This is a genomic window from Noviherbaspirillum sp., from assembly GCF_036846085.1.
Taxonomy (GTDB): Bacteria; Pseudomonadota; Gammaproteobacteria; order Burkholderiales; family Burkholderiaceae_D; genus Noviherbaspirillum.
In genome coordinates, this window is the sequence record NZ_DAIUCO010000163.1 from 1 (window position 1) to 11,826 (window position 11,826).

At 62.8% G+C, this 11,826-nt stretch carries 9 protein-coding genes; 3 read left to right on the forward strand and 6 right to left on the reverse strand.

The window, feature by feature from the left end; translation table 11 throughout:
- The 3 genes from V7080_RS17375 to V7080_RS17385 form a co-directional block, all read left to right on the forward strand.
- On the forward strand, window positions 1–693 hold a 693-nt coding region (locus V7080_RS17375; protein ID WP_334189657.1), incomplete at its 5' end, for a TIGR00266 family protein.
- A gap of 1 nt (window position 694) precedes the next feature.
- Window positions 695–1,825, forward strand: a complete 1,131-nt coding sequence (locus V7080_RS17380) for a M48 family metallopeptidase (RefSeq protein ID WP_334189658.1) — start codon at window positions 695–697, stop codon at window positions 1,823–1,825.
- A 94-nt stretch (window positions 1,826–1,919) separates the two neighbouring features.
- On the forward strand, window positions 1,920–2,102 hold the full coding sequence (locus V7080_RS17385) for a hypothetical protein (protein WP_334189659.1): 183 nt from the start codon (window positions 1,920–1,922) through the stop codon (window positions 2,100–2,102).
- On the opposite strand, the gene pdeM is transcribed toward V7080_RS17385, so the two are convergent.
- The 6 genes from pdeM to V7080_RS17415 form a co-directional block, all read right to left on the reverse strand.
- Window positions 2,099–2,785: a ligase-associated DNA damage response endonuclease PdeM gene (gene pdeM / locus V7080_RS17390; RefSeq protein ID WP_334189660.1), complete on the reverse strand. Its 687-nt coding sequence runs from the start codon at window positions 2,783–2,785 to the stop codon at window positions 2,099–2,101. The genes V7080_RS17385 and pdeM overlap by 4 nt on opposite strands.
- 53 nt (window positions 2,786–2,838) lie before the next feature.
- Window positions 2,839–5,301, reverse strand: a complete 2,463-nt coding sequence (locus V7080_RS17395; protein ID WP_334189665.1) for a ligase-associated DNA damage response DEXH box helicase — start codon at window positions 5,299–5,301, stop codon at window positions 2,839–2,841.
- 47 nt (window positions 5,302–5,348) lie between these two features.
- Complete coding sequence (locus tag V7080_RS17400; protein ID WP_334189661.1) at window positions 5,349–6,974, reverse strand: ATP-dependent DNA ligase; 1,626 nt, start codon at window positions 6,972–6,974, stop codon at window positions 5,349–5,351.
- On the reverse strand, window positions 6,967–7,986 hold the full coding sequence (locus V7080_RS17405) for a ligase-associated DNA damage response exonuclease (protein WP_334189662.1): 1,020 nt from the start codon (window positions 7,984–7,986) through the stop codon (window positions 6,967–6,969). The genes V7080_RS17400 and V7080_RS17405 overlap by 8 nt, the downstream gene beginning before the upstream one ends.
- 207 nt (window positions 7,987–8,193) lie before the next feature.
- Complete coding sequence (locus tag V7080_RS17410) at window positions 8,194–8,520, reverse strand: hypothetical protein (RefSeq protein WP_334189663.1); 327 nt, start codon at window positions 8,518–8,520, stop codon at window positions 8,194–8,196.
- 155 nt (window positions 8,521–8,675) lie between these two features.
- On the reverse strand, window positions 8,676–11,826 hold a 3,151-nt coding region (locus tag V7080_RS17415; protein ID WP_334189664.1), incomplete at its 5' end, for an SbcC/MukB-like Walker B domain-containing protein.

Below are 11,826 nucleotides of genomic sequence, written 5' to 3' on the forward strand. Positions count from 1 at the left end.
ATGCAGGACGGCATCGAGATGGACACCTTGTTCGGCGACGGCAGCCAGCAAGGCGGGTTGTTCGGCAAGCTGATGGGGGCCGGCAAGCGTCTGCTGACCGGCGAATCGCTGTTTACCACCGTGTTTCACAACGAAGGAAACGGCAAGCGGCGGGTGGCGTTCGCGGCTCCCTATCCGGGCAAGATCGTGCCGGTGCATCTGTCCGAAATCGGCGGCACGCTGATTTGCCAGAAAGACTCTTTTCTTTGCGCCGCCAAGGGCGTATCGCTTGGTATCGCCCTGCAGCGCAAACTGGGCGCCGGCCTGTTCGGGGGCGAAGGCTTCATCATGCAGAAGCTGGAAGGGAGCGGCTGGGCTTTCGTGCATGCGGGCGGCACGCTCGTTGAACGCACCCTGCAACCCGGCGAGGTACTGCGTGTCGATACAGGCTGCGTGGTCGCCTTCCAGCCGACGGTGGATTTCGATATCAAGTATGTCGGCAAGATCAAATCCGCGATCTTTGGCGGCGAGGGCCTGTTCTACGCCACCTTGCGCGGCCCCGGCAGGATCTGGCTGCAGTCGTTGCCGCTGTCGCGCCTTGCCAACCGCTTGATGATGGCAACCCCTGCCTCCGGTGGGTCGAGCGGCTCGCTGCTCGGCGCTGGTGTGCTTGGCGGTGGTCTGGGCGGTTTGATCGGCGGCGACGATAACTGACATGCCGCCGGGCGACATGTCGTTCAGCGGACGATTGTTCGGGCCGGGCATTGCCGGTGGCGGTCTGCCGGTGTCCGGAGGCTGGCGCGGCGATGTTCTGCATTTGCAGGGCGAAGGCTTGGAATTTGACCTTCCAGCCGGGTTGCTCGGCATGCGCGCCGCCGGTTTCAACCTGCAGCAGACCGGCATCCACTGGAACACCGGCAACGGCGAATTCGCATTGTTTCTCGATCAGCCGGGCGACCAGGCCGCCTTCACGTCGGGTGCACCGGCTTCGCTGGCGACCCTGGTGGCAAGCAGCAACAGTCAGCGGAAAGGCATGCAACGACGCTTTCGGTTCGGTGCCGCAGCCGTCCTGCTGTATTTATTGCTGCCCGTCATTGCGATTCTCGTGTTTTTCCTGAATACGGATTCCATCGCCCAATGGGCGGCGGACAAGGTTCCGGTGAAGTATGAGGAAAAACTAGGCAGTGTCGTACTCGGCCAGATCAGGGCCGAACAGAAGCTGACCGATCGCGGCCCTGCGGTCGATGCAGTACGCGAGATCGGTTCCCGCCTGCATCCCGGATCGCGCTATCGGTACCGGTGGTTCGTTGCCGAAAGCAACGACGTCAATGCGTTCGCACTACCGGGAGGCGTGGTGGTGGTGCATGCAGGCCTGATACGCGAGGCCGATAGCGCGGGAGAACTGGCCGGCGTGCTGGCACATGAGGTGGCGCATGTCGAACGCCGGCATGCGCTGAAGAACCTGGTGAAAAATGCCGGTTTCGGCATCCTGCTTTCGCTCGTGCTTGGCGATGTGTCCGGCAGCACCATCGCAGCGTGGTCCGGGTATCTGACTCAGATGAAATTTTCGCGCGATGCGGAGATGGATGCGGATCGCGACGGCGTCAAACGCATGGTCGCCGCCGGCATCGATCCGACCCATATGCTGAGTTTCTTCAGCAAGATGGCGGAAAAGGAAGGCAAAGGCGCATCGGCAATGTCGGTGCTTGCCACGCACCCTTCATCCCAGGAGCGCATGGCCGCGCTGCAGGAACTGATCAAGGGGCTGCCGCCGGCCAGTTATGCGCCGATGCCCATCGATTGGGCGTCGGTCAAAGCGGCTGCCGCGACACAATCTTCCATGTAACCTTCCGCCCGTGCCGGAAAGCAAGCCGGGGTCGATATGCAATGTATGGAACGTTGACTTTGGCAAGCAATCGAACGGATTTTTGGAGGTGAAAATGACCGGACCAACCCCAGCAAACAAATCCCCTGCCGACGGTGCAGGACCACATGGCGTACGTACGAAGGAAGATGTGATCGCGACCGAGGATATCGGTTTGCCCACAGGCATTCAGCCGGACGAGCTGTCGAAGCTGGATCAGGTAAAACCCGATCCCGACAAGCCGGAGACGAAGCACTAAGGTGCCGGTCGCCGGCTCGCGGACGGTACTTCGAGTACGGCATCATCCGCCGTGACGAAGATGCGCTCTCCCGCTGACGGACGCACGGCGAATCCACCCGTGAAGGCGCCGAAGGAAGGCAGCAGCGCATGGCCGCTTCCTATCAGGAAGCAGGGTAGCCGCAGCGCGTCACCACGCCCGGCAAGATGGTAAACCGGGTGCACATGGCCGGCGAAAACGTAGGCGTTGTCATGCACCGCCGGGTGGTGGCAGAACAGGAACGGGCCGATGCGATGCGGCTCGTCTACCACCTCCATGCCTAGGGCGTCGGGCGGGTCGCCGGCATGGCTGTCGTGGTTGCCGCGCACCAGCGTCATTCGCAAACCCGGCTGACTGGTACGCCATGCGATGAGGGCTTGCATCGTCGCTGACCCCTGAACTGCCTTTGCATGCAAAAAGTCGCCCAGGAAAAGAATGTGTGCGATCTCGCGCTGCGCGCTGATGTCGTCCAGCGCCGACAGGTTTTGCACCGTTGTTCCGTGGGGCACGGGAACGCCCTGCGCCCGGAATGCGGCTGCCTTGCCGAAATGAATATCCGCGACAATCAGCATGCGCTTCGATGGCCAATAAGCGGCACGCTGCGGCAGCAATTCAATTTCTTCGCCGGCTAGTGCGACGATGGCTGAAGGCAGGCGGTCGGGCATGGGAGATGAGGTGGTTGGACGTCAGGTGCGTTTCACGGCAAGGGCCGATCATCTCAGATCGACGCCGCCTTTTCCAGGTCTCGCAGCATACGGGCTACCCGCTCAGACAATTTTTCGGTCGACAGTTTCTCGCGCAGCCGATCGATCATCAACGGGAACGCAAACGGCGTCAGCCTCGCGGTGGTGAAGAACGCAATATCCTGCTGCTGCAGCGCCAGCAGCGTTTCCCGCAATCGGGAGAGCTCCAGTTCCTGTTCAAGGACTTCGCGCTCCGCCTGGGTCAGCAGCTGGTTGCCTGCATCATGTTTCCGGAAGACTTCGTAGAACAGGCTGGACGATGCCTGGAGCTGGCGGTTGCTTTTCGGCTGCCCGGGATAGCCCAGGAAGATCAGGCCGGCGATGCGGGCAATTTCCCGGAAGCGGCGTTGCGACAATTCGGAGGCATTCAGGCTTGCGAGGATGTCCTCCAGCAGGGAGTCGACCGAAAACAATCCAAGGTCCGATCCCTTCAATGGCCGTTCGCCCGGCGAAAACACCGCTGCCCAATCGTAGGACTCGGGCAGCAGCAGTTCGATGCCGTAGTCGTTCACTGCGATCGAAAATGTCAGCGGACGAAGGCTGGCGATGCGGTATGCCAGCAGCGACGCGAGGCCGAGATGAGTGAGCCGTCCGGCGAATGGATACAGAAACAGGTGCTGACCTTCGCGCGTGGACGTGCTTTCCGCCACCAGCCGCCGGCGCGTAGGCAGCGCGGACCAGCGGCATTGCACTTGCAGGAGTGGCTGCAAGGCCCGCATTTCCGGACCATCGAACCGGCCGGCTTCCGCTTCCTCCAATCGCGCGAGCATGCTTTGCGCAACGTCCCCCGATAAAGGCAGGCGGGTGCCCTGCCAGCGCGGAATCGCAGGCTTGTTGCCGCTTCCGCGCTTGACGTAGGCGGTCATCTCGTTGATGCGCACGAACTGCAGCAGCCGGCCGGCGAACAGAAAATGGTCGCCCGGCTTCAAACGTGAAATGAATGACTCTTCCACCGTGCCGAGCTTCGGCCCGGCAAGATACTTCACCGTCATCGCCGCATCCGAGACGATGGTCCCCATGCTCATGCGGTGCCGCCTGGCGATCCGGGCATCGGGGACGCGATAGACGCCTTGTTCATCCCGCACGACGCGGTGATATTCCGGATAGGCGGTCAGGCTTTGGCCGCCGCGCACTACGAAGTCCAGTGCCCATTGCCATTCTTCATCGGTAAGCGTGCGGTAAGCCCACGCGCTGCGCACCTCTTCGAACAAGGACTGTGACGTAAAGCCGCCGCCGAGCGCGATCGTTACCAGGTGCTGCACCAGGACATCCAGCGGCTTGCGTGGCGGCGGGCGGGCTTCGATCCGGCGCGCATCGACCGCATCGCGCACTGCGACCGCTTCCAGCAGTTCCAGGTTATGCGTCGGCACCAGCGTGACGCGTGACAGGCGCCCCGGCGCATGCCCGCTGCGGCCGGCGCGCTGCAGCAGGCGCGCGACGCTCTTGGCGCTGCCGATCTGCAACACGCGTTCGACCGGATGGAAGTCCACGCCGAGGTCGAGGCTGGAGGTGCAGACGACTGCTTTCAACGATCCATTCTTCAAACCGGCTTCCACCCAATCCCGCACCGCCTTGTCAAGCGATCCGTGATGCAGGGCGATCAGGCCGGCCCAGTCGGGGCGGGCTTCGAGTATGGCCTGGTACCAGAGCTCGGCCTGTGCGCGGGTGTTGGTAAATACAAGCGTGGTCGCATTGGCATCGATCTCCCCGATCACCGGCATCAGCATCTGTGCGCCGAGATGGCCGCTCCAGGAGAAGCGCGATGGCCTTTCGGGAATGAGTGAATCGACCTCGATCTTCTTTGGCAATGCCGCTTCGACCAGGACGCCGCGCCGGTTGCCCAGTAGAACATCCTTCGCCTGCGCCAGGTTGCCCAGCGTCGCGGACAAGCCCCATACCAGCAGGCCCGGATTCCAGTGCGCCAGCCGCGCCAGGGCAAGTTGCGCCTGCACGCCACGCTTGCTCCCCATCAGTTCATGCCATTCATCGACCACGACCATATCGAGCGACCTGAATACCTGTTGCGCATCCGCTTTGCTCAGCATCAGTGACAGGCTCTCCGGCGTGGTGATGAGTGCCTGCGGAAGCGCTTTCGATTGCCGGCTGCGTTCCGCGGACCCGGTGTCGCCCGTACGCATGCCGACCCGCCAGGCCGGCATCAGCTCGCCCAGCGGTTCCTGCAGTGCGCGGGCGGTGTCGACCGCCAGCGCCCGCATCGGTGTCAGCCATAGGACCCGCAGGCCGGCGGGCCTTGCACCCGCGTCGTCGGCCACCAGTGCCCGGTGGAGCGCGGCGAACCAGACGGCATAGGTTTTTCCCGACCCGGTGGTCGCGTGGAGCAAGCCGGATTCGCCGTCGAGCGCCGCCTGCCATACCTGCCGCTGGAACGGGAAGATCGACCAGCCCCGCCGTGCGAACCAGGCATCGACTTCATCCATCTGATCGGCGCCCGCGTTGCGGTTGTCTGCAGGCAGGACGCCACGCTTCACAACATGCCCCGCAGCGTGGCGAGGGTATCGGCTTCCTCGATCTTCTTGTCATTCCGGATGCGCAAAATACGCGGGAAGCGCACCGCGATGCCGGCCTTGTGGCGGGGTGACAGGGCGATACCCTCGAAGCCGATCTCGAACACCATCGTCGGCGTCACGCTGCGCACCGGGCCGAATTTTTCGACGGTGGTCCGGCGAACAGCGGCATCAACCTTGGCAATCTCGGCGTCGGTGAGGCCGGAATAGGCCTTTGCGAAAGGGACCAATCGTCTTGCACCGTCAGCGGCGTCGGGATCGTCGTCCCAGACGGCGAAGGTGTAATCGGTATACAGCGATGCCCTGCGGCCGCTGCCTGCCTGGGCATAGATGAGTACCGCATCGACGGCATACGGATCGATCTTCCATTTCCACCAGGTTCCGCTGTCCTTGGTCCGGCCGACGCCGTAGCGGGACTCCGCCGCTTTCAGCATCAGCCCTTCAACCGACCGTGATCGGGAAGTTTCCCGCAACGCCGCCAGCGCTTCCCAGCTATCCGCCTTGACCAGCGGCGACAGCTTCAGCGCAGGGGTGTCGGCGTGTTCGACGATATCTTCGAGCAGTTTGCGCCGCTCCGCCTGCCAGGTCGCCCGGACATCAATGCCGTTCACTTCCAGCACGTCGTAAACAACCAGTACCGCCGGTAGTTCCTTCAGCATCTTGGGCGACAGGGATTTGCGGCCGATGCGTTGCTGCAGGGCGGCGAAAGGCGAGGGCGCGTCGCCGGTCCAGATCAGGATTTCGCCGTCCAGTACAGTGCCCTCGGGTAGCCGTATCGAGGCGATTTCCGGAAAGCGCTCGGTGATCAGGTCCTCGCCGCGCGACCAGAGCCAGGTCTGGCCGTCGCGCCGGATCAGCTGGGCCCGGATGCCGTCGTACTTCCATTCCGCCTGCCAATGGCCGACCGGTCCCAGGCTTTCCGGCGGTGCCTGCAGTGCATGGGCGAGGAAGAAAGGATAGGGCTGTCCACCTTCGAGTCGGTGCTCCGCATCCGACTGCGGAGCCATCAGCTGGACCAGGCGTTCGGCGCTTGGCCTCGCACGGCCATCGGTCCAGCCCATCAGCCGCTGGGCGATCAGCTTGCTGTCGACGCCGGCGACTTCGCCGAGTGCCCTCGTCACCAGCAGGCGCGATACGCCGACGCGAAAGCCGCCGCCGATCAGCTTTACCAGCAAGAACCGCTCGCGCGCATCCAATTCGTCCCAGTAAGAAAACATGGCGGCGCGGATGTCGTCCGGCGACGCGCCGCGCAAGGGCGCGATGCGTTCCTGCAGCCATTGTGCGAGTCCGACATCGCTTCGCCGCTTCGGCGGTGGCAGGATAAGGGCAATGGTTTCCGCGAGATCGCCGACCGCGTGATAACACTCATCGAACAGCCAATCATCAATGCCCGCATACTCGATCGAAAACTGGCGCAGCAGCTTTGTCGGCACCGCCTGGCGGGGTTTTCCGCCCGCCAGAAAATACACGGCCCACGCCGCATTTTCCGGTTCCGCCGCTACAAAATAATTCTTCAATGCCTGCAGCTTGCGGCTGGTCGCGGTGGTTTCGTCGAGCTCCGCATACAGGCTGGCAAATTCACGCATGCGGCGCTTTTGTTTCCATATCGACGTCTTCCTCCACGCCGTATTCGGTGGAGAATGCACCGGCCTCCAGCCCGTTCTGCTGCAGCCAGCGAACCATCACCGCGATCTGTCCATGGGTGACGATGACCCGCTGCGCTTCCGTGGACTTGATCGCCCGCATCAGTCTCGGCCAGTCAGCATGGTCGGACAGCACAAAGCCCCGATCCACTGATCGCCGCCGACGTGCGCCGCGCAACAGCATCCATCCACTGGCGAATCCGTCGCTGTAGTCGCCGAAACGCTTGATCCACGGCGATGCGCCCGCGGATGGCGGCGCCAGCACCAGAGCACGCCGGAGTTCGGCCTTGTCGGCGACATCAGTCACCATGCGGGTCGGCGGCAACGGCACGCCAGCCTCCCGATAGGCGCGATTCAGCGGCTCGACAGCGCCATGGCAGATGATCGGTCCTATGGTCGGATCGATGCCGGAGAGGATTCGCTGGGCTTTCCCAAAGGCGTAGCAATACAGCACGCTGGCGCGTTCATCGGCGGCGTTGCGGCGCCACCAGTCGTTGATGTCGGTGTAGACGTCGTCCTGCGGTCGCCACTGGTAAATCGGGAGGCCGAAGGTGGATTCAGTGATGAAGGTATGGCAGCGAACCGGCTCGAAGGGCGCACAGGTGGCATCGGCCTCGACCTTGTAGTCGCCCGACGCCACCCACACTTCGCCGCGATGTTCGAGGCGCACCTGCGCAGACCCGAGCACATGTCCCGCTGGATGCAGGGAAATGGTGACACCGTTGTGGACTACGCTCTCGCCGTAAGGCAGCGTGTCGAGGTTGATGTCCCCGAGCCGCGATTTCAGGACGCCTGCACCGGGCGCGGCTGCAAGATAACGGCCATGTCCGATGCGCGCATGGTCAGCGTGCGCATGGGTGATGACAGCGCGATCGACCGGCCGCCAGGGATCGATGTAGAACCCGCCGGGCACGCAGTACAGTCCTTCTCGCCGGGTGACGACCATGTCTTGCATGCATAAGTCCGTTATAAAAGTTGGAGCAACAGCGTCGTGCGGAAGCCTTATGATCAGGGAAAATTATACGGGCAGCCGACAGCGCAGTATTTGCGCGATGCCATGCCGATGGCTGGTTGGTTGAAGGAAAGAAGGACGATGCGAGAACGCGTGCATTGAAAAAGAAAAAGGCAGGAATTCCTGCCTTTTTCATTGCATGATCACAGATTACTTGACTGCGTCCGCCTTATCTTCCGCAGCTTCGGCACGAGCCTTTGCCTTGGTCTTGTCGGCCTTCGCATCCGCCTTGGCGATTTTCTTTTGTGCCTTGGCATCCGCCTTTACTGCCTTCTCTTCAGCTTGTGCCGCTTTCTTGTCGGCTTTCGCTTCGGCCTTCACATCTGCATTGACGTTCGCACCTGCTGAAGGAGCCGTCGCGGTCGTCGATGCACCGGATGTTGCGCCGGTCGACGGTGAGGTTGTGGCTGTGCTCGACTGTGCGTACACGGAAGTTGCAAAGAGACCTGTCAGGAGAGTAGCGAGTAATTTATTCATGCGTGCCTTTCGTAGTTGAAAAAGATGACAGCGATGTGTCACTGATTCAGACCACGGGAAGGCAAAAGATTCATTGGCTTCTTGTTAAGAAATGTAAATTTGGTAACGGCAAGCGGTTGAAGAAATGCTGGGCACTTTCCTGTGTGAATGGTCTTCTACGCCTGCTCGACCACGATCCTGCTTTTGCCGCCGGTCGTTTTCTGAACAAGAATCCGGGTCGAAATGCGCTCCGTCATTTCCTGCACATGCGAAATCACGCCGACCTTGCGGCCCATCGCCTGGAGATTGTCGAGCGCATTCATCGCAACCGATAAGGTATCCGCATCCAGGCTTCCGAAGCCTTCGTCGATGAATAGCGACTCCACGCGCACACGGTTCGAGGACAGCGAGGCAAGTCCGAGTGCAAGGGCCAGAGATACGAGGAAGGACTCGCCGCCGGAAAGCGAGTGCACCGAACGCATCTCGTCCCCCATATCCTGATCGACCACCATCAATGCCAGCGAATCGCGGATGCGCTCGAGGCGATAGCGGCGGGCAAGATCCGCCAGATGACGATTGGCATAGCCGAGCAACAGGTCGAGGGTGTACTGCTGCGCATAGTTGCGGAATTTCTTGCCATCGTGCGATCCGATCAGCTCGCTCAGGCGTCCCCATCGATGGACGGCGGCTTCCTGCAACGCGATCTCCGATGCCATCGATTGCGATTGCTGGCGGCGGAAGTCGTCCTGCGCGAGCCGCAGCTTGAGCGCCGTCGCCTGTGTGTGCGCTGCCTGCCGCTCGGCGTTCAGGGTATCGAGCGCGGCCGAGACGGCGTCGAGGTCGTCGACATCGGTGCGCAGTGCCTCATGCCGCTCGCGTTGCGATGTGCGTTCCTGCTGCACGGCAAGTGCGGCATCAAGGCTTCCGGCGATCGCCTGCAACTGCGCCCGTTCCCCGGCGATCCATTCCGGCGAATGTTCCAGCAAGGCCATCAACCGTTCATCGTCGATCGCATTTTCCTGATCCGTATCGCGGGCGTTGTACCGCGACAGCCACTCCGCAAGCGCCGTATTCGCATTGTCGGCGGCGGAACGGGTGGCGGCAAGCCGCTGCCTTGCCTGTTCCAGCGCTTCGGCACAGCGTGTGCGGGCGGTGCTTGCCTCCTGCAGCGCCCGGCCGGCATCGGCATGCCGCGTCCTGGCAGTATCGACGGCAGCCTGCAGCGCACCCCGCACAACCGAGACGGATTGGCCACCGAAAAGACAACGGCGCGCCGCCTGCTTTTCCTCGAGGCTGGCAGCGCTGGCCGTGACGGTCGCGGCGGACCGCCGCAACTCCTGCGTCGCGGTGGAAAGTGTTTGCGTGAATCCCGCGTTCTCAGCATCCAGGATGGCGAGCCTGGCGGTGCAATGTTCATCGTCTTCTCGGCGCGCATGCCAGCCGGCGGCATCGGTTTTGCAACGTGCGTGGAACTCGCCAGGCGACCCCTGCCATGCCTGCTTCCATTCCGGATCGGTGAAAGCCTGGTCAAGTTCGGTCAGGACGGCGAGTAGCCGCTGGTTGATTTCCTCGTGCTTGCCGATGGCGACTGCATGCTCGGCATCCGATCGCTCGGAGGCTGCCCGGGCTGCGACCGCTTCATCCTTCAGTACCGCATGCCGCTTAGACGCATCGTCGACTTCCTTGCGGGCGAGATCGCAGGCGGAAGTCGCGGCACGCAACGCCTTCTCGTCCTCGACAATGGCCTCGATTTCCTCCCGCAGGCGGTGCTGCTGTCCATCGAACCAGGCGGCCCGCGCGTCATGGGCGACGCCATCCAATTCGACAGCAATCGGATGCGCTTCATACTGTTGGGTGCCATCCCGGACCGCTTCCTCCATCGCATGGAGTTTTGCGCCAAGCTCCTCCATCTGCCGGCGCGATGCATCCGCCAGCGCGGACTGCGCAGCCTGTTGCTGCAGCAATTGCTGCACCTGGACGCGGCAGCGATCGACCTCCGCTTGCAGCTTGTTCAGCACCGAGTGCAGTTGCGGGCTTGTGGCCACGTAAGGATGATCACGTCCGCCGCATACCGGGCAGGGCGCGTCGGGCAGAAGCGCGGCGCGCAAGTCCTCGACGCTCTCGGTACACGCCGCTTCGGCGATCTTGAGCGAACTCTCTGCCTGCGCCAGCGCCGACTGGGCGGGCGGCAGGCGAAGGTCGATGTCTGCCAGCAGGGAGGCAGACCGTTCCGCCGCTGCGCGAACCTGGATGAGTGTCGACTGGAGTTCACTTCGCATGGCGAGATTGCCCGCCAGCGTGCGCCACAGTCGTTCAGCGACGTCCAGCAATTCACGCCGCGCATCGGCGGATTGCCTGCGGGCGGCGATCGTTGCAGAACTCAGCGATGAAAGCACGGCGACGGCGGATTCGAGATGCTTCGTCGCATCGGACAGGCTTTTTTCAGCGGCTTCGCTTCGCGCCAGCGATTCGGTTGCCTGCGCTTTCCTTCCTGCAGCCTGATGTTGTGCCGCCAGCATTGCCTGCGCAGACCGGTCCTGTTCGAGTGCAGTGCGCGTTGCCTGCTCCAGCAGCGTGTCCCAGCGCGGCCAGCCTTCGGCGAGCGGACGTATCGATGCATGTTGCTGCAGCCATTCCGTGGCCGCCCGCTTTCGTTCCAGCACAGCCGATCGTTGCGACTCGTTCGACTGAAGCGATGCGCGTGCACGTTGTTCCGCTTCCTCCAGTTCGACATGCTGCTGCGTGATCGCCGCATGCGCGGGCGTCAGCGCATCGATCTGCGCATCGAGCAGCCTTGCCTGGTCGATGTCGGGTACCGCGGCCGCCTGGGCTCGTTCGGCTTCCTTCAACGCGCTTGATGCCGCGTCCACCGCCGCTTGCGCTTCCTGCCATGCAGCTTCCGCCTGCGCCGCGGAAGTCTCCGCGTTGGCCGCCGCTTGCCTGTACTGTTCGCTCTCGCATTCGATCCGGTCACGATCAGCGACGATCGGCCGCGCAGGCTGTACCGACTCGACCAGCGCGAGATATGCACGGCGCGGCTCGGCAGCGGCGTGATCGTCGCGGCGGCGCGCGCATTCCGCCTCGGCATGGCGGACGCCGTCGGTCAACTTCATCCAATCCTGATGCCACCGCAATTTTGCTTCGAGACCCGCCTTGCGTCTGTCGATTTCCGCGAGCGCCGTGTCGGCAAGCAAGGCGTCGCGTTCAAGCCCTGTGCGCTCTTCGTGGGGAAGCGGCTTGTGATCCGCGAGGCGGGCGGTCAGTTTGTCCAACGCCGCCTGCTCCAGCTTGGCGCGTTCGTAGGCGCGTTTTGAAACGTCGGTGTAG

Excerpts from the sequence above, each read along its gene's own strand:
- V7080_RS17395 (WP_334189665.1), bottom strand. The coding sequence starts at position 5,301 with ATGGATGAAGTCGATGCCTGGTTCGCACGGCGGGGCTGGTCGATCTTC.
- pdeM (WP_334189660.1), bottom strand. The coding sequence starts at position 2,785 with ATGCCCGACCGCCTGCCTTCAGCCATCGTCGCACTAGCCGGCGAAGAA.
- V7080_RS17385 (WP_334189659.1), top strand. The coding sequence starts at position 1,920 with ATGACCGGACCAACCCCAGCAAACAAATCCCCTGCCGACGGTGCAGGA.
- V7080_RS17380 (WP_334189658.1), top strand. The coding sequence starts at position 695 with ATGCCGCCGGGCGACATGTCGTTCAGCGGACGATTGTTCGGGCCGGGC.
- V7080_RS17400 (WP_334189661.1), bottom strand. The coding sequence starts at position 6,974 with ATGCGTGAATTTGCCAGCCTGTATGCGGAGCTCGACGAAACCACCGCG.
- V7080_RS17405 (WP_334189662.1), bottom strand. The coding sequence starts at position 7,986 with ATGCAAGACATGGTCGTCACCCGGCGAGAAGGACTGTACTGCGTGCCC.
- V7080_RS17410 (WP_334189663.1), bottom strand. The coding sequence starts at position 8,520 with ATGAATAAATTACTCGCTACTCTCCTGACAGGTCTCTTTGCAACTTCC.